Source organism: Undibacterium sp. FT79W (assembly GCF_014284215.1).
Classification (GTDB): Bacteria; Pseudomonadota; Gammaproteobacteria; order Burkholderiales; family Burkholderiaceae_D; genus Undibacterium; species Undibacterium aquatile.
In genome coordinates this window covers 1-21,544 of sequence record NZ_JACOGB010000001.1, presented here as the reverse complement: position 1 = coordinate 21,544, position 21,544 = coordinate 1, and the positions used below count along the sequence as shown (strand labels likewise).

Annotated in this window: 18 protein-coding genes; 5 read left to right on the top strand and 13 right to left on the bottom strand. The window is 50.7% G+C overall.

Annotation, left to right across the window (positions count from 1 at the left end; genetic code table 11):
* Positions 1 to 224 precede the first annotated feature (224 nt).
* On the top strand, positions 225 to 1,901 hold the full coding sequence (locus H8K38_RS00090; protein ID WP_186882761.1) for a methyl-accepting chemotaxis protein: 1,677 nt from the start codon (positions 225 to 227) through the stop codon (positions 1,899 to 1,901).
* A 94-nt stretch (positions 1,902 to 1,995) separates the two neighbouring features.
* Here the strand turns inward: H8K38_RS00090 and H8K38_RS00085 are convergent, their stop codons facing one another.
* The 7 genes from H8K38_RS00085 to H8K38_RS00055 all read right to left on the bottom strand — a co-directional run bounded on the left by H8K38_RS00085 (position 1,996) and on the right by H8K38_RS00055 (position 8,613).
* Complete coding sequence (locus tag H8K38_RS00085; protein ID WP_186882760.1) at positions 1,996 to 2,814, bottom strand: DUF3025 domain-containing protein; 819 nt, start codon at positions 2,812 to 2,814, stop codon at positions 1,996 to 1,998.
* Between the two features lie 5 nt (positions 2,815 to 2,819).
* Positions 2,820 to 3,884: a dihydroorotase gene (gene pyrC / locus H8K38_RS00080; protein WP_186882759.1), complete on the bottom strand. Its 1,065-nt coding sequence runs from the start codon at positions 3,882 to 3,884 to the stop codon at positions 2,820 to 2,822.
* A gap of 237 nt (positions 3,885 to 4,121) precedes the next feature.
* Positions 4,122 to 4,850 carry an amino acid ABC transporter ATP-binding protein gene (locus H8K38_RS00075; RefSeq protein WP_186882758.1) on the bottom strand — a complete coding sequence of 243 codons (729 nt, stop codon included), beginning with the start codon at positions 4,848 to 4,850 and terminating at the stop codon, positions 4,122 to 4,124.
* A gap of 98 nt (positions 4,851 to 4,948) precedes the next feature.
* Positions 4,949 to 5,641 carry an amino acid ABC transporter permease gene (locus tag H8K38_RS00070; protein ID WP_186882757.1) on the bottom strand — a complete coding sequence of 231 codons (693 nt, stop codon included), beginning with the start codon at positions 5,639 to 5,641 and terminating at the stop codon, positions 4,949 to 4,951.
* A gap of 2 nt (positions 5,642 to 5,643) precedes the next feature.
* Complete coding sequence (locus tag H8K38_RS00065) at positions 5,644 to 6,396, bottom strand: amino acid ABC transporter permease (RefSeq protein WP_186882756.1); 753 nt, start codon at positions 6,394 to 6,396, stop codon at positions 5,644 to 5,646.
* A gap of 201 nt (positions 6,397 to 6,597) precedes the next feature.
* Positions 6,598 to 7,545 carry a transporter substrate-binding domain-containing protein gene (locus H8K38_RS00060; RefSeq protein WP_186882755.1) on the bottom strand — a complete coding sequence of 316 codons (948 nt, stop codon included), beginning with the start codon at positions 7,543 to 7,545 and terminating at the stop codon, positions 6,598 to 6,600.
* A 171-nt stretch (positions 7,546 to 7,716) separates the two neighbouring features.
* Positions 7,717 to 8,613, bottom strand: coding sequence for an amino acid ABC transporter substrate-binding protein (locus tag H8K38_RS00055; protein WP_186882754.1), 897 nt, complete (start codon positions 8,611 to 8,613; stop codon positions 7,717 to 7,719).
* Between the two features lie 32 nt (positions 8,614 to 8,645).
* Here H8K38_RS00055 and H8K38_RS00050 point away from each other — a divergent pair, with 32 nt between their 5' ends.
* A complete protein-coding gene (locus H8K38_RS00050) occupies positions 8,646 to 8,933 on the top strand; it encodes a hypothetical protein (protein WP_186882753.1) in 288 nt (95 codons plus the stop codon).
* Here H8K38_RS00050 and H8K38_RS00045 read toward each other — a convergent pair.
* The 3 genes from H8K38_RS00045 to H8K38_RS00035 form a co-directional block, all read right to left on the bottom strand.
* Positions 8,878 to 10,164: a Glu/Leu/Phe/Val dehydrogenase gene (locus H8K38_RS00045; protein ID WP_186882752.1), complete on the bottom strand. Its 1,287-nt coding sequence runs from the start codon at positions 10,162 to 10,164 to the stop codon at positions 8,878 to 8,880. The two genes, H8K38_RS00050 and H8K38_RS00045, sit on opposite strands and share 56 nt — an antisense overlap.
* A 204-nt stretch (positions 10,165 to 10,368) precedes the next feature.
* Positions 10,369 to 11,322 carry a LysR family transcriptional regulator gene (locus tag H8K38_RS00040; protein WP_186882751.1) on the bottom strand — a complete coding sequence of 318 codons (954 nt, stop codon included), beginning with the start codon at positions 11,320 to 11,322 and terminating at the stop codon, positions 10,369 to 10,371.
* Positions 11,323 to 13,206, bottom strand: coding sequence for an ABC transporter ATP-binding protein/permease (locus H8K38_RS00035; protein WP_186882750.1), 1,884 nt, complete (start codon positions 13,204 to 13,206; stop codon positions 11,323 to 11,325).
* A 284-nt stretch (positions 13,207 to 13,490) separates the two neighbouring features.
* On the opposite strand from H8K38_RS00035, the gene H8K38_RS00030 reads away from it, so the two are divergent.
* Positions 13,491 to 13,910 carry an acyl-CoA thioesterase gene (locus H8K38_RS00030; protein ID WP_186882749.1) on the top strand — a complete coding sequence of 140 codons (420 nt, stop codon included), beginning with the start codon at positions 13,491 to 13,493 and terminating at the stop codon, positions 13,908 to 13,910.
* A gap of 11 nt (positions 13,911 to 13,921) precedes the next feature.
* Complete coding sequence (locus tag H8K38_RS00025; protein ID WP_186882748.1) at positions 13,922 to 15,505, top strand: alkaline phosphatase D family protein; 1,584 nt, start codon at positions 13,922 to 13,924, stop codon at positions 15,503 to 15,505.
* 215 nt (positions 15,506 to 15,720) lie between these two features.
* On the opposite strand, the gene H8K38_RS00020 is transcribed toward H8K38_RS00025, so the two are convergent.
* The 3 genes from H8K38_RS00020 to H8K38_RS00010 form a co-directional block, all read right to left on the bottom strand.
* Entirely contained in the window at positions 15,721 to 17,406 is a 1,686-nt protein-coding gene (locus H8K38_RS00020; RefSeq protein ID WP_186882747.1) for a long-chain-fatty-acid--CoA ligase, read from the bottom strand.
* Between the two features lie 262 nt (positions 17,407 to 17,668).
* Positions 17,669 to 19,747: a molybdopterin-dependent oxidoreductase gene (locus tag H8K38_RS00015; RefSeq protein ID WP_186882746.1), complete on the bottom strand. Its 2,079-nt coding sequence runs from the start codon at positions 19,745 to 19,747 to the stop codon at positions 17,669 to 17,671.
* Between the two features lie 119 nt (positions 19,748 to 19,866).
* The gene (locus H8K38_RS00010) at positions 19,867 to 20,781 is read right to left on the bottom strand and encodes an NAD(P)-dependent oxidoreductase (protein ID WP_186882745.1); all 915 of its coding nucleotides are present in this window, start codon (positions 20,779 to 20,781) and stop codon (positions 19,867 to 19,869) included.
* Positions 20,782 to 20,898: 117 nt separating this feature from the next.
* On the opposite strand from H8K38_RS00010, the gene H8K38_RS00005 reads away from it, so the two are divergent.
* On the top strand, positions 20,899 to 21,441 hold the full coding sequence (locus H8K38_RS00005) for an acyloxyacyl hydrolase (RefSeq protein ID WP_186882744.1): 543 nt from the start codon (positions 20,899 to 20,901) through the stop codon (positions 21,439 to 21,441).
* Positions 21,442 to 21,544: the final 103 nt, after the last annotated feature.

The following is a 21,544-nucleotide window of genomic DNA, read 5'->3' as shown; positions in this document are numbered from 1 at the left end:
TCCGTCATAAGCGGTCTTTACCCACGTTACCCTGTTGAATGCTGTTCATATCTGCGACGGCCGGATATGACAATTCGCGTTATGCAAACACAAGCAATATTGTTTAACGTTACCCGTTGCCGTAGCTTTTTGCGGGATATTTTTTCTTCGCCCCGACAACACTCTGATTTTTTTTAATTCTCTCCATTTATTTTCACGATGGCTGTATCTGCACGTCTATTACTATGAATCTCAATAACTTAAAAATCAGCACACGGCTTGGCCTTTGCTTTTTCATGATTCTGTTGCTCGCATTTATCGCAACCGGATTTGCACAATGGCGACTGGCACTGACCGCCTCAGAAACTAAACTGATGATGGAGCTGCCATTAGCAAAAGAGCGCATGATTTCTGATTGGTATCGTTACATTCAGGTTGGTGTCCGGCGCACAGCCGCCATTGCGCGCAGCAGCGATCCCTCGTTAACGGCGTTCTTCGCAGAAGATGCTGCGGTCACGATGAAGGGCGCGACTGAAATGCGCGACAAGATCGAGCCCTTATTAACGACTGATGAAGAAAAGCGCTTATTCAGCGACATTACAGAACAGAGAAAAATTTATACTGCTGCACGCGAAGATATTTTACGTGCCAAAAATAGCGGGCAAGCAGAAGAAGCAAACCGGATTATCGAACAGGTGTTTATGCCTGCCGCCAAGAAATATCAGGAGTTGGTACAGCAATTACTGGAAGCGCAGCGCGGATATCTGAATCATCTTGCCAACGCTGTTCAGGATAATTATCAGAGCGCAAAAAGTACGATTCTGGCGCTGTCGCTGGCAGCATTTATCTGTGGCATGATCTGCGCCTGGCTGCTGTCCCGCAGTATCACGCGTGAGCTGGGCGGTGAGCCTTCTTATGCGGCAGATATTGCGCGCCACATCGCTGCCGGTGATCTGTCCACCGAAATCAAGATTGAATCAAGCGATCACAGCAGCTTACTGAATGCGATGAAACACATGCGCGACAGTCTGGCGGATATCGTCAGTCAGGTCAGAGCTGGCACCGAAACCATCGCCTCGGCGTCAAACCAGATCGCCGCCGGTAACATGGATTTATCTGCGCGCACTGAAGCAGAAGCCAGCGCGCTGGAGGAGACTGCGGCCTCAATGGAAGAATTAAACGCCACGGTACGCCAAAATGCAGACAATGCGCGGCAGGCGAATCAGCTCGCAGCGTCAGCATCAGAAGTAGCGGCAAAAGGTGGCGCCGTCGTCAGCGAAGTGGTCAGCACTATGCATGGCATTAACAGCTCCGCTTCAAAAATTACCGAAATTATCGGCGTGATTGATGGCATCGCATTTCAGACCAATATCCTTGCATTGAATGCCGCAGTAGAGGCTGCGCGCGCCGGTGAACAGGGACGCGGCTTTGCCGTGGTGGCGACCGAAGTGCGTAATCTGGCGCAGCGCAGCGCGGCAGCCGCAAAGGAAATCAAAGTTCTGATCGGTGACTCGCTGGATCAGGTGCAGGCGGGTAGTAAGCTGGTCGAACAGGCCGGCGTAACCATGCGCGATATTGTCAACAGCGTCGGGCAAGTGGCTGCGATTATGCAAGACATCACCAGCGCCAGCCAGGAACAAAGCCTCGGTATCGCGCAGGTGAATCAGGCGATCACGCAGATGGACGATACGACGCAGCAAAATTCAGCACTCGTTGAAGAAGCTGCCACCGCCTCAGTCTCGTTGCAGGATCAGGCGCAAAATCTGGCGCAGATGGTCAGCGTGTTTAAGCTCGGCAATCAGAAAGCACAGACGCATATACGGCCCGTGTCAGTGAGGTCGCAGCAAAGCTCAGCATCTGGCGAGATGGGCGCACTGCTTCAGCAAAAACAGAAGCAGCAGCTCATCAATGCGGGTTACTGAAGCGTCGATTTCATCTCCGGCGTTCAACGCTCTAAAGCGTTGAACGTGCCGGGCAAAACAATGCGGCTTATGCAGCTTATATAGCTTATATAGCTTACGCAGCCTGTTCCGCTTTGTTTTGCCGTGCCGGGCGAAATACCTGCGTATCCTGATAAAAGTTCAAATCCTGTGTAACCCACCAGCCGGGAATACCCAGCACCGGCAAAGGTGTGTAACCCGCCGTCGTTAAGGGCTGCTCTTGCAGTTGTGCCGTGACCAGTTGATCAATCAGTACATAACGCTCTGGCGTACTCAGAGAAAAATAATCCGCATCGACCCGCACCAGCCAGCTGTGCGCCGTAATCGCCTTATACGGTTGCACCAGTTTTTCCATCAGGGCATGACCGAAACTCAGCACTTCGGCGTGCACGCCAAACTGAGCTCTGTGGTCGATAAATGCCGCTGTCCATTGATGCTGGCGCAAAGCCGCTACCAGCGCATCACCATCAGCGGAATTTTCCACCACCAGTAAAGCGGCATTTTCATCAAAAATGGTTGCCGCATCACGCGCCGGACCACGTGATTTTCCTATGCCGAGTTCGGCAATCTGCGCGGCTTGCAAGGCATTGAGCTGACGCTTAATCCGGGGAAAAGTCAGCCATACCAGCGCATTAAAAAAATCGTGCAGATTTTCGCGGGTCGGCACATTTCCTGTCGTGCTGATATGCGCTTCGTACGCTACGCCTTCCGGTAAATCCTCTTGCGGAATGAATTGTGTCGGGAGCGAACGGTGATTCTGCAAGTGCATTTCCTGTGCCATACGGTTCAGCGCGGGACGCCACTCAGGCGCGGCGACTAACTGCATTGCCGCCGGACGTACCGTTTCAAACCAGGCTTGCGACCAGTCTATCTGATCAAAAAAACGTGACGACATCCGACTTAATCCGCCAGCATTTTCCAATGTATCGTCTCGCCGCTATTTAATGGCACGATGGTGGTGCCGGCAAATGGTAATTCTGCCGGTAAAGTCCAGTCTTCGCGCGTGAGTGTGATCGTGCCGCTGTTACGTGGCAGACGGTAAAAATCCGGGCCATTGAAACTCGCAAAAGCTTCCAGCTTATCTAAAGCGCCAGCCTGATCAAACGCTTCGGCATACAACTCCATCGCATGCAAGGCGGTATAGCAACCGGCGCAGCCGCAGGCGTGCTCCTTCAGACCTTTCGGGTGCGGCGCAGAATCGGTACCGAGGAAGAAACGGGGGCTGCCGGATGTCGCCGCTTTCAGCAGCGCCTGGCGGTGCGTTTCGCGTTTCAATACAGGCAGGCAATAGTAATGCGGACGGATACCACCTTTGAAAATCTCATTGCGGTTATACAGCAGGTGATGCGCGGTGATGGTTGCTGCGACTGGGCCGGCAGCCTCGGCCACATACGCCGCTGCTTCGCTGGTGGTGATGTGCTCAAACACCACGCGCAGTTCCGGCATATCCTTGCGCAAGGGCTGCATCACGCGCTCGATGAAGACGGCTTCGCGGTCAAACAGATCAATCGCAGCATCCGTCACTTCGCCATGCACCAGAAACGGCAACCCGACTTCCTGCATGACTTCCAGCGTCTTGTAGCATTTTTTCAGGTCAGTCACGCCAGCATCAGAATTCGTGGTGGCACCGGCAGGATACAGTTTGACTGCATGTACAAAGCCGCTGTCTTTGGCGCGGCGGATTTCATCCGGCGGCGTATTGTCCGTCAGGTACAAAGTCATCAGCGGCTCAAACTGCATTCCGGCTGGCAACGCGGCGAGAATGCGCTGGCGATAGGCTGCGGCCTGCTCCGTTGTCGTGACCGGTGGTTTCAGATTCGGCATCACGATTGCGCGCGCAAATTGCGCTGCGGTATGCGGTAAGACACTGGCTAAAGCGTCGCCATCGCGCAGATGCAAGTGCCAGTCATCGGGGCGTGTGATCGTCAGCGTCTGGGTCGGCGTTTGGAGAGGGGAAGTGGTCATGGTGGCTTTCAGTAGCAAATTCTGTCTAGCCGCCATTCTACCTTTCCGCGCGTTGCGCAGAAAGCACAAAAATATACTCCCCCCAGTATCTTTAAACGCCCATTGTTTATGCCGACATCAGGGCAATTTCTATAAAAATGAGGGGGAGTATATGGAAAACGCACTCCTTTGAGGGAGTGCGTTTTTATTCAGATCACGATCAGCACAGCACAACACTGCACTGCGCTGACGATGTGATCAGTGCGTGATGATCTTCGCGAGGAAATCACGTGCGCGGTCAGAGCGCGCATTGGTGAAGAATTCATCTTTCACGCAATCTTCCACAATCACGCCTTTATCCATGAACACGATACGGTTCGCGACTTTTTTTGCAAAACCCATTTCATGTGTCACGACCATCATCGTCATGCCATCTTGCGCCAGACCGACCATGACGTCGAGCACTTCATTAATCATTTCAGGATCAAGCGCCGATGTCGGTTCATCGAATAACATCGCAATCGGGTCCATCGACAAGGCGCGCGCAATCGCCACACGTTGCTGCTGACCGCCGGACAGCTGGCCGGGGAATTTATCTTTCTGCGCAATCAGGCCGACGCGATCAAGATATTTCAAACCGCGTTCAGTGGCTTCGTCTTCTGTGCGTCCCAGTACTTTCATCTGTCCGAGCGTCAGATTCTGGCGTATCGACAGATGCGGAAACAACTCAAAATTCTGAAACACCATACCGATGCGGGCGCGCAGTTTGGATAAATCTGTTTTCGGATCGCCGACAGAAACGCCATCCACAGTGATCTCACCTTTCTGAAACGGCTCCAGACCATTGACGGTTTTAATCAGTGTCGATTTACCTGAGCCAGACGGGCCGCAAACCACCACGACCTCGCCTTTAGCGACCTGGGTTGTGCAATCGGTCAATACCTGAAACTGACCATACCATTTGCTGACGTTATTTAATTTGATCATTTTTATCTCCAATATCTCAACGAGAGAAGTGGCGGAAAATACGCTGGCGACAGAACCTGGCAGCGCGTCATTTTCCGGCGTTTCTCAGTGAATAATCCTCAGCGAATAATCGCTACTTTCTGCTGCAGTTTTTTCACCAGACTGGACAAGCCAAAACACATGATGAAATACACAACAGCGACAAATGAATACATTTCCACCAGACGACCATCGCGTTGCGCTACTTTCGATGCCGCACCGACGAAGTCCGTAATCGATAACACATAGACCAGCGAAACGTCCTGGAACAGCACGATCGTTTGCGTCAGTAATACCGGAATCATATTGCGGAAAGCCTGCGGCAATACGATATGGCCCATGGTTTGCCAGTAGTTCATACCCAATGCATAACCAGCCCAGATCTGCCCGCGCGGAATCGACTGAATACCGGAACGCATGATTTCGCAGTAATACGCCGCTTCAAACATCACGAAGGTAATCAGGCACGATGAAAACGCACCGACCTGTATCGGTTCGGTCGCCCCGGTCAGCCAGGCACCGATGTACGGCACCAGAAAGTAAAACCAGAAAATCACCATCACCAGCGGAATCGAACGCATGATGTTGACGTAGGTCGTCGCCACCAGTGAAATCAGCTTATTGCTGGACAAGCGCATCATTGCCAGTATGGTGCCGAGCACCGTACCACCGATCATCGCCATCAAAGTCAGCTTGAGCGTAAATGTCATGCCAGTCGTGAAAAGATAAACCCACGAACGTTGGATGACATCAAAATCGAAATTAGAAAACATGATTAATGCCCTCCTGTCTTAGCAGAACCCGAAGTGATGAAGCCGGGAACCGCGAGCATTTTTTCCAGAACATTCGCCAGCACCAGTGCGATCACCGATACCACCAGATAAATCAGGGTAGCGGCAGTAAAGGCTTCAAATACCTGAAATGAAAATTCTTGCATGGAGCGGGCGCTGGCAGTCAGTTCCATCAGACCTATCGTCAAAGCGACCGAGCTGTTCTTAATGATCGCCGCCAACTCATTCGTAAGTGACGGAATGATGATGCGGAACGCCATCGGCAACAACACATAACGATACGTCTGCGGTAAGGTCAGACCTAACGCCGTACCTGCCATACGCTGGCCGCGCGGCAAAGCGTTGATACCAGTTGACACCTGTACTGCAACACGTGCCGAAGTAAAGAAGCCAAGACTCAGCACGGCGGTAATAAAGGGCGCATTCGGCATGGATTTAAGCCAGTTTCCCATCGCCGTCGGCACCAGTTCCGGCATCACGAAATACCAGAGAAACATTTGCACCAGCAGCGGAATGTTACGGAATAATTCGACGTAGCCATTCGCCAGTTTCGCCGCCCATTTATTTGGCGCAGTGCGTATCGTACCTATGATCGCGCCTAATACCAGGGCGATAATCCACGCCAGAGCTGCTGTGGCTAAGGTCCACAGCACGCCGGAAAGCAAAGAATCAAAATAGGTGCCACCGCCATCGGGCGCAGCCTCCCAAAAAATGTTCCAGTTCCAGTTGTAATTCATCTCACTCCCCTAAAGCAAACACCCGTCATCTTGTTATCCAAACTTATTTTCGTCCGCGGTGGTCTCTGGTTTCAGCCGGGCCAATGACACTCGGCGGCATCAATACCGAAACGCCTTGATCAGCTCACCGACGAGCCAAAAATAAAACGGGAGGCGAGTAGCACCTCCCGTCAAGATGACTTCGATCTCAACCACTAAAATTTATTTTTTCTTTTTCAATACTGCTTTTTGTGCTTCCGGTACAGCAGCGTACGCAGATGGTTCACCAGAATCTGTTGGTTTTGCCATTACCGCTTTGAGTTGCTCGGAGACTGGCCAATTCAGCGAAATACCTTTTGGTGGAATCGGTTGCAGGAACCACTTGTGGTAGATGCGATTCACATCGCCTGAAGTCAGGACATTGCTGATCGCTGTATCAACCACTTTCTTGAATGCAGCGTCATCCTTGCGCAGCATGATGCCGTATGGCTCTACCGACAAAGCTTCCTTGCTGATTTCGTATTCGCCAGGATTTTTGGAATTAGCTGCCAGAGATGCAAGCAAAATATCATCCATCACAAACGCAACAGCGCGGCCAGTTTCCACCATCAGGAAAGCTTCTGCATGATCTTTAGCCGGCAAAATGTTGATGCCCAGATTCTGGTCAGCATTCAGTGTCGTCAATTGTTTCAGATTGGCGGTACCGGAAGTCGATACAACTGCTTTGCCTTTCAGATCAGTCAGCGATTTGATGTTGGAGGATTTTTTCGCCAGGATACGGTTAGCGGTAACGAAAGTCGTTGGTGCAAATGCCACCTGTTTTTGACGCTCAACGTTATTCGTTGTCGAGCCGCACTCAAGATCGATAGTGCCGTTCGCCATCAGCGGAATACGGGTCGCTGACGTCACAGGATTGAGTTTGACATTGAGGCTGCTCAAACCTAATTGCTTTTGTACCGCGCTGACGATCTTCATGCACAAATCAATCGAATAACCTTGATATGATTGCTTATCGTCAAGATACGAAAATGGGATAGAGGAATCACGCACACCCAGAGTAATGGTGCCGGTATCTTTAATTTTTTTCAGTGTACCGGTTTCCTGCGCTTGCGCCGAACCAGCGATCACACCTGCACTGAGCATCAGCGCCAGAACTTTTAATAATTTCATACTATCTCCCAAAGTTAAACCAAAAAGATCATCCCGCTACGACGAAGTTTATCAAAACCGCTCCATGACAGTTTCTTATTTTCAGACATTTTAATAAGTAGAAACACGTATCGACACAAAAATAGTGAACAATCCGGTCACGCATGTAGGATGGTCTAAGCTTTTTAGCAATTAATCGCCCACTTTATCGTTAGGAAAACGAATAGTGTCGCGCAACAAAACCCCCATCGGCATATTCAGGTTAGCACCTTTAGGCGGGATTGGCTTTTTAAACCACTTGTCATACAGCTTTGTGAGCTCTCCGTCATTCATCATCCGTGCCATTTCACGGTCCAGCAAGTCTTTGAAAGCAGGATCATCTTTACGCAACATGACGGCATACGGCTCGGTCGATAAAGAGTCGCCAACAACAGCAAATTTTTCCGGCTCTTTGCTATTGGCGCGGAATCCGTAAAGCAATACGTCATCCATAGGGAATGCATCGGCCTGGAATTTTTCCACCATGCTGAACGATTCCGCATGGTCATTCCCTTCCAACAAACGCAAATTCAGGCTACGCGCCTTATCCCTCTCGTGTAACAACTTAACGGTCGTCGTGCCTTTGGTCGTCACGACTTTTTTATCTTTCAGATCGATCCAGTTTTTAATCCCGGCATCCGCACGCACCAACATGCGCGTCGATGCAAAGAAATGGGGGATCGTGAAACTGACTTGCTTGCGACGTTCTGCATTATTCGTTGTGGAACCACATTCCATATCTGCTTTGCCTTCAATAATTGCAGGAATACGGCTGCTTGGTGTGACCAGCAAATAATGCACTTTTAAATTCGGCGCTTTCAGTTCTTTCTTGATGGCGTCGACAAATTTAAGACAGATATCGACGGCATACCCTGTCGGTAACTTTGAGTCGGGGAGATAAGAAAACGGTAAGGATGCCTCACGGTGAGCGATCGTCACCGTCTGGGTTTCTTTTATGTGGCTGAGTGTGTCGGCCATAATTGCGGGAGAAAAACCCGAGGCGAGACAACACAGGGTCCAGAACTTTATCCGGCGGGTTACGGCTTTCATACAAACTCCTTTTAATCATGCTCAGGATAGTAATGAAAAATCTTTCCCTGTTTAAACTAAATATGTATCTGTTTGCAGAATTTAATTTGGATAAATTTATTATTTTCAACAGAATCACGGAAATGCTGTTGAAAAAAACAATACCCATGTTTCTGCATCCCGATAAAGAATACAAAAACATGGGTATTGAAAGAAAAAACAACGCCAGCTTATGGCGGTGGCAAACGATGCAGTATCAGCAGCATCGTCTTGCCGGGGTGACGATTATGGATACAGACCGCGTACCTCACGTGCCTGTAATACACGCGAACAACCAATAATGAAGGCGGCTGTACGCAAGGACACTTTCTTATCTTCAGTCACCTGCCATACAGAACTGAAGGCTTCACGCATGATGCGTGTCAGACGCTGATTAATTTCATCTTCAGTCCAAAAATAGCTGGAGAAATCCTGCACCCATTCGAAATACGACACAGTCACACCACCAGCATTGGCGATCACGTCTGGTACAACCAACACGCCTTTGTCGCGCAAAATATCATCGGCTTCAGGTGTTGTCGGGCCATTCGCACCTTCCAGAATGATGGAAGCACGGATCTGATTCGCATTTTTTGCTGTGATCTGCTGTTCAAGCGCGGCCGGAATCATGATGTCGCAATTCACCGCCCAGAATTCTTCATTTGGCAGTACAGCTTCAACTCCGTCGAATCCAGCGACACTGCCTTTTTCTGCAACGTGTGCCAGAAGTTTGTTCACATCCAGACCGTTAGAATGGAAAATCGTGCCGCCGTGATCCTGAACCGCAACGATTTTTGCGCCAGCTTCAGAAAACAGACGTGCAGCAATACCACCCACGTTACCGAAACCCTGTACCGCGATTTTTGCGCCAGGCACACTCAGGCCACGTTTGGCAGCAGCTTCGCTACCGACCACAAACACGCCGCGTCCGGTTGCTTCACGACGACCAAGACTACCGCCAAGAGAAATAGGCTTACCTGTCACAACGCCAGTCGCAGTGCGGCCTTCGTTCATCGAGTAGGTATCCATCATCCACGCCATCGTCTGCTCATTCGTGTTGACGTCTGGTGCCGGAATATCTTTGTCCGGGCCAATGATGATGCCGATCTCGGAGGTATAACGACGCGTCATCCGCATCAATTCGCCACGGGATAAAGTTTTCGGGTCAACGCGGATACCGCCTTTGGCGCCACCGTAAGGTACATTCACCGCCGAGTTCTTGATCGTCATCCAGGCCGACAAGGCCATCACTTCAGACAAAGTCACATCCTGGTGGAAACGCACGCCACCTTTACCTGGGCCGCGTGAAGTATTGTGCTGTACACGGTAGCCTTCAAAATGAGAAATCGTGCCATCGTCACGCTCAATAGGTACATCAACGATCAGGATACGTTTCGGGCGTTTCAGCGTTTCTACCCAACGCGACAAATGACCGAGGTAAGGGGTAACGCGATCGATTTGCTCAAGGTAAACGGACCAAGGACCGGTCTCTGTCGGGGTAAGATAGGACGGAATCTGGTGTTGGCTGGACATGGTATGACCTCCTGATATATTGATCTGATTTTATCTGTCTTTTCCGGAATGCCGATTTTCAGCACCTTCCGAAAGATGATGCATAGTAGTCTTCTCTGGCAAAATTCAGCCAATGCTTTGTTTGCATCAATCTATGCAATAAACGCATAACCATCAAGCGAGATTTTTTGACCGGGATTCGGCGCGCCGTAACACTGACATCAATCAGGCTGATTTTTTCTGCTTCTTATCCGCTTTTTTCTGCAACTCTTCCAGGTATTCCCACAATCGTGACACGATCATTTTTCCCGGGCGCTGTACCGATGGGCGCTCGCGATACAAACGGATTTCCATGTTCACTTCCCATGCCCCGCTGCCGCCATCGGCACGTGCCAGCAACTTTTGCTTCACTTCCCGGGTTACGGCGGATTCGGGTAAAAAGGCGATGCCACGCCCTTCCAGCGCCATCATTTTCAAGCCCTCGGCCATATCGGTTTCGTAGCACTTTTCCAGATGCAAAGGGGTACGGCCATCATTCAGAATCAGATCAACCATACGCCCCAGATACGCATTATTTGCATAGGCTAAAAATGGTAATGGCGCGTTATCGGTGCCGGGAAACTCAAACTCGGGCACACCTTGTTTATTGCACCGGGTGTAGGCGCGCAAGGCCTCAGTACCCATGCTGATCATGTCGTACTGGCTCGCATCCAGCAACAAGGGTTGACGCGGATGGTGATAGCACAGCAGCAGGTCACAACCACCTTCGACCAGCGTCATGACAGCATCGTGCACATTCAACGCCAGCAGACGGCTGTTGATTTCGCCAAACTCAGATTCCAGCCCGGTCAGCCAGCGCGGAACATAAGTCAACGACAAGGTGTGCGGTACTGCAAAATCGACCGTGGTTTGCGTGCTCGGGCGTTTGCCGCGCAATAAAGCACGGGCATTATTGATCTGTCCCAGCATCGCCAGCGCCTGTTCATAAAACACTTCGCCGGCGTGTGTTAAGCGTGTCGGATAAGAAGTGCGGTCGATCAGATCGCTGCCCAGCCATGCTTCCAGCGATTGTATGCGCCGTGAAAAAGCCGGCTGCGTGACATGTCTTAATTCTGCCGAACGGCTGAAACTATTGGTCTCGGCCAGCGAGACAAAATCTTCTAACCACTTGGTTTCCATTTACGCCCCCGCTGCCGACAAAGATTGCGCAGATGGTGTGCTGTCGTCTTCTTCGCTGATATCATTACCGCTGCTTTGCTGCCGCTCCCACATCTGCGCATAGGCGCCTTGTCGCGCCAGCAAATCCTGATGCGTACCGCGCTCGATAATTCTGCCTTTGTCCATCACCAGAATCTGTCCGGCATCAACGATGGTCGATAAGCGATGCGCGATCACCAGGCTGGTACGACTGCGCGCGATTTCTTTTAATTGCGCCTGTATCATTTGCTCTGAGCGTGAATCCAGCGCCGACGTCGCTTCGTCGAAAATCAGTATCGATGGATTTTTCAATAAAGTGCGGGCGATCGCCACACGTTGCTTTTCACCACCGGATAATTTCAGACCGCGCTCGCCCACCATGGTGTTGTAACCATCGGGCAGTGTCTCGATAAATTCATGAATATAAGCGGCTCTGGCAACGGCAATGATTTCATCTTTGGTCGCCCCCGGTTTGCCATAGGCGATGTTGTATTCTATCGTGTCGTTAAACAGCACCGTATCTTGCGGCACGATGCCTATCGCGGCGCGTACGGATGATTGCGTTACGCCGCGCAAATCCTGCCCCGCAATGCGGATGCAACCACTCTGAATATCGTAAAAACGGAACAGCAGCCGCGATAAGGTTGACTTACCGGAGCCGCTATGTCCCACCACCGCCGTCGTCGTTCCGGCAGGAATCGTAAAGTCGACATCAAACAAAATCTGGCGATTACTTTCATAACTGAAATTCACATGTGCAAAGCGAATCTCTGCACCATTCTGCGCGGTGATCCGCAGCGGTTTTGCATCAGCGGAATCAGCAATATCCTGATTCTGATCAAGCAGCGAAAACAGTTTCTCAATGTCAGCCAGACTTTGCTTGATTTCACGGTACAACACCCCCAGAAAATTCAGTGGCATATACAACTGCAACATAAATGAATTCACCAGCACCAGATCGCCGAGACTCATCGTGCCATCGATCACGCCCTGTGTCGCACGCCATAAAATCAGCGTGATGGCACTCGCGATAATCAGCGATTGCCCAGTGTTCAACAGCGATAAACTGCTCTGCGATTTGACTGCTGCCGTCTCAAAATTTTTCAATCCCTGATCGTAACGCTGCGCTTCATATTCCTCATTACCGAAGTACTTCACCGTTTCATAATTCAACAGCGAATCGATCGCCTTGGTATGTGCTTTCGAGTCCAGTTCATTCATCGTGCGGCGGAAATGCGTACGCCATTCCGTCACCGTGATTGTGAAAATAATATACGTCACCAGTGCGCCGAAAGTGATCACGCTGAACCAGATGTCGTAATGCGTACTCAGATAAATCAGTACCAGCGAAATTTCCAGCAAGGTCGGCACGATGCTGAATAAGGCATACGACACCAGCGACGAGACGGCGCGGGTACCACGTTCGATGTCGCGGGTGACACCGCCGGTCTGGCGATTCAGATGAAAGCGCAAAGACAATGCATGCAAATGCCGAAACACCCGCAACGCAATCGTGCGCACGGCTCTTTGCGTTACTTTGGCGAAAATGAATTCGCGCAGTTCGGTGAACAAGGTGGTCGATAAGCGTAAAGCGCCATAGCCGATCAGCAGACTCACCGGCAATACCATCAGCGCCGCCGGATGGCTTGCTGTTACGGTCAGACTATCGACCAGTTTTTTCAATACAACCGGAACACCGACATTCGCCAGCTTGGCGCCGACCAGAAATGTCAACGCCAGTAATACCCGCCATTTGTAAGCCCATAGATAGGGCAACAAAGTTTTAATGGTCGAGAAATCGCCGCGTGGCTGGTCAGTCGGTGGTAGGTGGGAAGCACTGTTACCTGTATTTTCTCTGCGACGCATCGTAAGAGTCTTTTCCTGAAGTGGTTTATCATGTCGGCAATGCCTGCAATTTGCGCAAAGAATTCTGAGCAACACCATCCGGTCTGATCGTTTACCCTTCTCAGAGCATGATTCCCGATGACTTTTTCTCTGCCAGTGTGCAGGCACATATAACGCCGTATCTCATTTTTTATCATTTTGACGTCTTTGGTCTGAGCAAGATTAAAAAGAACAGCCAGGCCGACGTTGAATAAATATCTGAGAGATGGATTTACTCTGATTGTAACGTTTTAAGGAAACTCCCGATGACTGATCATCACCAAACCACTCTTCCGGCAGGTATGCCAACCCTGCGCGTCATGCCTATGCCATCGGATGCGAATGTGCATGGCGACGTTTTTGGCGGCTGGATCATGTCGCAAGTCGATATTGCCGGCGCTATTCCGGCTGCCCGCCGCGCCAACGGCCGGGTAGCAACGATTGCCGTGAATTCTTTCCTGTTTAAACAACCGGTGTTTGTCGGCGATTTATTGTCGTTTTACGCGCAGATCGTCAAGGTAGGCAATACCTCTATCACGATAGAAGTCGAAGTTTACGCGGAACGTAATCGTCTGCAAGCCAGCACTGTCAAGGTGACCGAGGCGACCTTAACTTATGTTGCAACGGGTGAAGACAGAAAACCACGTCAGATTCCGCCACTGGAATCCGTTTCGTCCGGCGTCTGAGGATAAATCAAGTGCCGTCACGTCGTCTGTTTTTACAACGCAGCCTGCAACTGACTGCGCTTGCAGCGTTGTCGCAGGCGTTTCCGGGTTATGCGGCAGAACGCAGCAAAGTTTATCCATTCACGCTGGGCGTCGCGTCAGGCTCGCCGCGCCACGACAGCGTTGTTATCTGGACGCGCTTACTGCCTGATCCTTTGAATGCTCAGGCGCTCGCGCCTATGGTCTACAAAGTCTTGTGGGAAGTCGCTGAAGACGAGGGATTTAAGCGTATCGTCAGCAAAGGTGAAGTGTTTGCGCTGCCGGATCTGGCGCACAGTGTGCATGTCGATGTGACGGGTTTGTCGCCCGGACGCTGGTATTGGTATCGATTTATTCATGGCGATGCGATCAGCCCGGTCGCCCGTACACGTACCGCACCGGTGATGGATGCACCGCTCAGCACCTTGAAATTGGCCGTGGCGTCCTGCCAACACTGGGAATTCGGTGAATATGCGGCACATCGCCACATCGCGCAGGCCAATCCCGATCTGGTCGCCTTCCTCGGCGATTACATTTACGAATGGGGTCCTTACGACCTGAAGCATCCCGCCAAACCGCGCCGACGCGATATTGAAAGCAGCAATCTGGAGGAATATCGCGCCCGTTATGCGCAATACAAATCCGATCCGCAACTGCAGGCGGCACACCATGCGGCACCCTGGCTGGTAACCTGGGACGACCACGAAGTCTGTAATGATTACGGCAACGAGCGTGACGAACGTCTGGATGCCAATTTCATTCTGCGCCGCGCTGCTGCCTATCAGGCATTTTACGAACACATGCCTGTGCGGCTGCACAAAGTGACCGTGCTGCCATCACAATTTGCCCACATGCGCATTTACGAGCGCTTTGACTGGGGCAGGCTGGCACGTTTTCACGTGCTCGATGACCGTCAATACCGCTCGCCGCAAATCTGCGCCAAACCGGGACGCGGCGGCGCCAATGTCGTCACGCAGGCTGAGTGCACCAGCCGCAATGACAGCGCGTTAACGCTGCTCGGTGCGGAACAGGAAAAATGGCTGGCACAAGGCCTGGCAAGCTCGCAGGCGAAGTGGAATATTCTGACGCAGCAAACCTTCATGGCGCAAACCAATCTGAGCAATGTGAATGTGGACGGTGAAGGAAAATTCTGGACTGATGGCTGGGACGGCTATCCAGCCGCACGCCAACGTTTGTTTGATGATATTGAAAAACACCGGCCATCAAATCCTGTCGTGATTTCCGGCGACGTTCACACGTTTTATGCCGCCAATCTGAAACGCGATTTCTGGAAAAAATCTTCGCCGGACAACCCGGTACTGGCGACAGAATTTTGCGGCACCTCGATCACCTCCAATTCCCGCCCGCAAGAACGCACCGATCAGATCGTTGCGCAGAATCCGCATATCAAATATGGCCGCAGCGATAAACGCGGATTCATGTTGCTGGACATCTCCGCCAACAAAATGCTGACGCAGTTCGTCGCATTGGATGATGTCAGCAAAGCGGATTCGGGAATCAGTACGCTCAAAAGTTTTATGGTCGAAGACGGTAAAGCCGGGCTCGTCAGTATCTGAACCTGATGTGGTAATAAAAAAGGAAGGCAATGCCTTCCTTTTTTTGCATCTTCACGCCGTCTCTTTACGATCAAATATACTCCCACCAGTATATAAAATACCCCCTTATTTTATGCCGACAATAGGTAGTTTTTATATAAAAGAGGGGGGAGTATCCTTCATTCAGCAAATTAATACCGATGAATTATCGCGTCAACGCCACTGCCATCACACGATCAAGCCGGTTTCTTTTCATCACGTAATTCACGACGCAAGATTTTACCAACATTCGTTTTCGGCAATTCGAGACGGAATTCTATGTACTTCGGTTTCTTGTACGCAGTGAATTGCTCTTTGCAATAATCCATTAACTGATCGACCGTTAATGAAGGATCTTTGCGCACCACAAACAATTTCACCGCTTCACCGGAATTCGCATCTGGCACGCCGATACACGCACATTCAAGCACGCCCGGATGCAATGCGACCACGCCTTCGATTTCATTCGGATACACATTGAAGCCAGACACCAGAATCATGTCTTTTTTACGATCGACAATCGTGGTGTAACCGCGAAAATCCATGATGCCGACGTCGCCGCTTTTGAAGAAGCCATCAGGTGTCATCACTTTTGCGGTTTCTTCCGGCATATTCCAGTAACCCACCATCACCTGCGGGCCACGAATCGCGATTTCACCTGCATGTCCCAACGGCAGACGATTACCATCGTCATCCAGAATCGCGATTTCTGTGGATGGAATCGGCAGACCGATCGTGCCGGAAAACTCTTTAGTGTCAGGCAAGTTGGCAGTCGCGACTGGCGATGTTTCAGACAAACCGTAACCTTCAGCGATTGCACAGCCAGTGATTTTCAACCATTTGTCGGCCACGGCTTTCTGCACTGCCATACCGCCGCCACTACAGATTTCATAACCGGAGAAATCCAGTTTGGCGAATTCAGGATTATTCAACAAGCCGTTATACAAAGTATTCACAGCAGGGAAAATATTGACCTTGTAGTTTTTGAGTTCTTTGATGAAGCCGGGAATATCACGTGGATTCGGAATCAGCAGATTCATCGCACCGATACGGGTGCCCAGCAAACTGCAGACCGTCAGCGCGAAGATATGATACAGAGGCAGAGCACAGACGATGATGCGCGCATCATCTTTATGCCCAGACATGCTCGGGGTCAGCCAGGCGTCGTTCTGTAAGACATTCGCAACCACATTTCTGTGCAGCAGTGTCGCACCTTTGGAAACACCCGTCGTGCCACCGGTGTACTGCAGGAACGCGACGTCATCACGATGGATCTCGACTGCTTTTAAGCTCAGTGAATCGGCTTCCGACAACACTTGATTGAATCGTTTTGCGTTCGGCAAAGAAAAAGCGGGCACCATTTTCTTAACATTACGAACAACAAAATTCACCAGCAGGCCTTTAAGGCCGAGCATGTCGCCCATACTGGCGACTACAACGTGTTTTACCTGTGTTTTCTGAATCACATGTTCCAGCGTTGTCGCGAAATTCTCAAGGATAAAGATCGCTTCTGCACCCGAGTCTTTTAACTGATGCTCGAGTTCACGCGGGGTGTACAGTGGATTGACGTTCACGACCACGTAACCGGCACGCAGAATGGCCGCCATCACGACCGGATACTGCAAAACGTTTGGCATCATGATCGCAACACGGGCGCCTTTTTTCAGCCCCTGCTGCTGTAACCACGCACCAACTTTTTGCGACATCAGATCCAGCTTGCCGTAAGTCAGATATTTCCCCATGCAAGCGTACGCATTGCGGGCAGAAAATTTCTTAAATGCCTCTTCAAGTAACTGCACCAGTGACTGATATTGCGTCACGTCTATTTCTGCGGGCATGCCTTCCGGGTAGGATTTAAGCCAGAATTTTTCCGTCGTTTCCATCTGTATTTCCTTGTCTCTGATTGTTGTTCTGTTGATCATCTGTCGCTGCACAGAATATTAAAGCATGGTCGTTCTTTTTAATAGTAACAATATCCCGAGAGCCGATGCTATCGGCTAAGTGAAACTAAGGCAAGCATTTTGCGCTAACCTGAAAGCATCCTCTAGTAACTTGCTGCAACGCACAATAAGATGCACTCAAATCCTGCCATTTTACTGATACAGCACAAAACTGCACAGGTAAAACGTGGTGGTTTATGCGGCCTCAGGCTTTCTCCACCTGCACCAGGAGATCGTAAAAAGTCGGGCCGCCGCCCATATCCGTTAATTGCTGACTGGTGACTTCATTCGCATTTTTATGGTCGCTGGCAAGTTTTTTCCACCAGATAGATAAACCCACAACCAGCCCCTGCCGCGCTTTATCCGTGACACGTGCCACCGCCACGAAACTGCCGCGATCATTGAAAATTCTGACCTGATCTCCGTCATTGATCTGCCGAAAAGTGGCATCGTCAGGATGAATATCCAGATGAGGCACGCCTTCGGTATCGCGCAGGCTTTGTACATTCACAAACGTCGAATTCAGAAAATTGCGTGCTGGCGGCGAAATCATAGCCAGCGGAAAACGTGCACCCAGTTGCGGATTCGCCGCAACGGATTCATACGGCGGAATATAGGTGGGCAAAGGGTCAAACCCGTCTTTGCGCATACTCTCGCTATAAAACTCACACTTACCGGATGGTGTCGCAAAACCGGCTTCGGCAAATGGCGCTGGCTTGACATTGACTTTCTGCCAGCCAGTCTTCTTCAGCGACGCCCAGTCAAAATGGATTGCACGTTCATCATTTTTGTGAAAAGCCTGACTCGCCATCTCATCGTCAGACTCGTCAAAACACGCATCATCAAAACCCATTTTCTTCGCCAGCAATCGGAAAATTTCGCTGTTTGGTTTGGCTTCACCTAACGGAGCAATGGCTGGATTGTTCGCCATCATGTACAGATGTCCGTAGGTCGTGTGTACATCGGTGTGCTCCAGCTGCGTCGTTGCAGGCAACAAAATGTCGGCATAATCTGCGGTATCCGTTTGAAAATGCTCAATGACAACGGTGAACAAATCTTCGCGGGCGAATCCCTGTGCCACTTTTGAAGACTGCGGAGCGACCGCGACGGGGTTCGAGTTATAAACAATGACAGCGTCAATTTTCGAGCCAAACTCTGCACTGCTGTGCTTTAACAAATCGTCACCTATCGTACTCATATTGATCGTGCGTCGTGGCTGCCCTTGCGGAAACAAGTCTGGTCTCTGCAAATACGACACGTTTTTCGGAAATGCATCGGATAAAGATAACTGCGCTCCACCGGCTGCATGTCGCCAGGCGCCAACCAATGCGGGTAAGCAGGCAATATTCCTGACAGCCATGCCGCCGCCATGAACTCGCTGTACACCATAGTTCATACGTATCAGGCTTGCCTCACCGCGTTGCGCACAATGTCCGTAATCGCGTGCAAGCTGAATTACTTCCTCTGCTGCAATACCGCAAGTGGCGGCGACACGCTCTGGCGTCCATTCTGCAACCCGTTGGCGGAGCTGCTCGAAACCGAGTGTGTGCTGCGCGATGTAGTCGTGGTCAAGCAGATCTTCTGCAATCAGAACATGCATTAAACCCAAGGCTAGTGCGGCGTCAGTCCCTGGCAGCAGAGCGATATGCTGATGGCATTTTTCTGCTGTCAGCGAACGATAGGGATCAATTGCAATCAATCTGGCACCATTGCGTTTGGCTTCCTGCACCCGCATCCAGAAATGCAGATTCGATGCAATCGGATTACCGCCCCAGATCAGAATCAGTCTGGCATTTTGCGTCTGCTCAGTGTCAGTACCGATACGGGAACCAAGAGTATATTTATAGCCGACACCGCCCGCCGTGGCGCATATTGTACGATCCAGAAACGATGCGCCTATCTTATGAAAAAATCGCTGCGCCATGCCATCACCCTGCAGCAAACCCATGGTTCCGGCATAGCTATATGGCAATATCGCCAGCGGATCTTTGCTGGCCACTGTCTTCAGTTTGTCGCTGATGATATTCAGCGCTTCTTCCCAACTGATGCGTTCAAACTTACCTTCTCCTTTTTTACCTGTCCGCTTCTGCGGATATAACAGGCGATCGGCATGATAAGTCCGCTCTGTGTAGCGGGAAACCTTAGTACACAGCACACCGGCAGTCGTCGGGTGCTCAGGATCTCCTTTTACAGCAATGGCTTTACCATCTTGCACATGTACTAATAGCGCACAGGTATCCGGGCAATCATGCGGACAGACCGAACGTACTATTTCACTACTCATTCTGACTCCTGAAAAGATGGCTCACGAATAAAAATAGTGAGTGAGCATCCATAAATTTTTTCCATTTGATCGGCACACTCGTTGGCGCACGCCTCTGACGTTCGCTCTGGCAAACAAAATCAAGGCAATTGATCCTGTGCCGTACCGAGGCGAATTCCTGCATTCAATCTTTCTAATTCGAGCAGAGCCGCTGAATGGTCTGCGGTTGGATAACGAGTAGATAGGCTTCGATAAATATCCGTGACCAGGCTGGTCAATGGCAAGTTCAGACCCGCATCTGACGCCGCCCTCTGAATATTTTCCATATCTTTGGTCTGTGTTTTGACCTGCCCTCCGGGCATAAAACTACGATCCAGCATGCGCTGCCCATGTACTTCCAGAATCCGGCTCTCAGCGAATCCGCCACGCAAAGCCTGGCGTACAGCGATGGGGTCTGCGCCGCCGGCCTGTGCCAGCAACAATGCCTCCGCAACGATATTGATTGTGCCGCCCACAATGAGCTGATTACACAATTTCGCCAGCTGCCCACAACCCGGAGCACCGACGTATGTCGGATGCCCCAGAACTTTTAATATTTCCTCTATCCGTACATACGTGTCAGGTGTCGCACCAACCATGATGGCCAGCGTTCCAGCCTGCGCGCCAATCACACCGCCGGAAACCGGAGCATCAGCAAAAGCAATGCCTTTGCTCAACAATGCCTCGTTTAGTCCTTTCGCCTCTGATTGGCGGGTTGAACTCATATCGATAACAATGCTGCCAGCTTTCAGGTAGGGCATGACTTGTCGCATGACATCTTCAACTACCGGCCCTGAGTCCAGCATAGTAATAAGCACGTCGGCAAACCAGTCACCCGCATTGACCGCATCCTCTGGTCTGTCTGCAGTGAGCGCACCGTATTGTCGTAAGGCGTCGGCCTTTGAACTGGTGCGGTTCCAGACCGTAAGCGCATAACCTGCCTCGAGCAAACGAATTGCCATCGGGCGTCCCATCAAACCAATCCCTAAAAATCCTATACGTATTTTCTTTGTCATTATATTTTCCGATAGCTGAACGGATTAAATATTATCGCCTTTTCGCGTCCGGTGAAGCTGAATGAAAATTCCAGCCATGTTATTCTTCAACTTTTACTCCACCTTCTTAAGCAGCGTATGACAACCTTTAATAAAAAAATCCTCTTGGCAGGAGTTGGACTTCTGCTAGCCCATGCCAGTTCATTTGCCGTAGACTCAGTTTCCGCAGAATTTGCCAGTGGCAATAAGTCACAGTTTGTGCGTGGCGGAGCTCAATGGGACTGGGACAATGCCTGGTTCAAATCGAATGGTACACAAGTAGGCGGGTACTGGGATGCTACGCTGACTCAATGGCGTAATAATGCCTATCAAGGAGTATCGGGAGCGACTCAAAATATTACTGATGTCGGCATCACCCCAGTCTTTCGCTTTCAGAATGAGAATAAAAAAGGGCTTTATGCCGAAGCGGGGATCGGTCTGCATTTATTCTCCCACGTCTATAACAACAACGGCCGTGCCTTTTCGACGGCATTCCAGTTCGGAGACCACATCGGCGTAGGCTACGTGTTCAGCAACGGCTGGGAAGCAGGCCTCAAGATTCAGCATTTCTCCAACGGCGCTATTAAAAAGCCCAACCCTGGGGTGAATGTCGCCACAGTTAAAGTTGGCTACCACTTCTAAGTGGTAGAGAATCGGGGCAGCAAAGCAAACAAAGGAGCCTGCGGGCTCCTTTTTCTTTACCCGGCGTACTGACCGCTGGTCAGTAAGATCGAAGAGCAGAAGA

Excerpts from the sequence above, each read along its gene's own strand:
- H8K38_RS00090 (WP_186882761.1), top strand. The coding sequence starts at position 225 with ATGAATCTCAATAACTTAAAAATCAGCACACGGCTTGGCCTTTGCTTT.
- H8K38_RS00085 (WP_186882760.1), bottom strand. The coding sequence starts at position 2,814 with ATGTCGTCACGTTTTTTTGATCAGATAGACTGGTCGCAAGCCTGGTTT.
- pyrC (WP_186882759.1), bottom strand. The coding sequence starts at position 3,884 with ATGACCACTTCCCCTCTCCAAACGCCGACCCAGACGCTGACGATCACA.
- H8K38_RS00075 (WP_186882758.1), bottom strand. The coding sequence starts at position 4,850 with ATGATCAAATTAAATAACGTCAGCAAATGGTATGGTCAGTTTCAGGTA.
- H8K38_RS00070 (WP_186882757.1), bottom strand. The coding sequence starts at position 5,641 with ATGTTTTCTAATTTCGATTTTGATGTCATCCAACGTTCGTGGGTTTAT.
- H8K38_RS00065 (WP_186882756.1), bottom strand. The coding sequence starts at position 6,396 with ATGAATTACAACTGGAACTGGAACATTTTTTGGGAGGCTGCGCCCGAT.
- H8K38_RS00060 (WP_186882755.1), bottom strand. The coding sequence starts at position 7,545 with ATGAAATTATTAAAAGTTCTGGCGCTGATGCTCAGTGCAGGTGTGATC.
- H8K38_RS00055 (WP_186882754.1), bottom strand. The coding sequence starts at position 8,613 with ATGAAAGCCGTAACCCGCCGGATAAAGTTCTGGACCCTGTGTTGTCTC.
- H8K38_RS00050 (WP_186882753.1), top strand. The coding sequence starts at position 8,646 with ATGAAAAATCTTTCCCTGTTTAAACTAAATATGTATCTGTTTGCAGAA.
- H8K38_RS00045 (WP_186882752.1), bottom strand. The coding sequence starts at position 10,164 with ATGTCCAGCCAACACCAGATTCCGTCCTATCTTACCCCGACAGAGACC.
- H8K38_RS00040 (WP_186882751.1), bottom strand. The coding sequence starts at position 11,322 with ATGGAAACCAAGTGGTTAGAAGATTTTGTCTCGCTGGCCGAGACCAAT.
- H8K38_RS00035 (WP_186882750.1), bottom strand. The coding sequence starts at position 13,206 with ATGCGTCGCAGAGAAAATACAGGTAACAGTGCTTCCCACCTACCACCG.
- H8K38_RS00030 (WP_186882749.1), top strand. The coding sequence starts at position 13,491 with ATGACTGATCATCACCAAACCACTCTTCCGGCAGGTATGCCAACCCTG.
- H8K38_RS00020 (WP_186882747.1), bottom strand. The coding sequence starts at position 17,406 with ATGGAAACGACGGAAAAATTCTGGCTTAAATCCTACCCGGAAGGCATG.
- H8K38_RS00015 (WP_186882746.1), bottom strand. The coding sequence starts at position 19,747 with ATGAGTAGTGAAATAGTACGTTCGGTCTGTCCGCATGATTGCCCGGAT.
- H8K38_RS00010 (WP_186882745.1), bottom strand. The coding sequence starts at position 20,781 with ATGACAAAGAAAATACGTATAGGATTTTTAGGGATTGGTTTGATGGGA.
- H8K38_RS00005 (WP_186882744.1), top strand. The coding sequence starts at position 20,899 with ATGACAACCTTTAATAAAAAAATCCTCTTGGCAGGAGTTGGACTTCTG.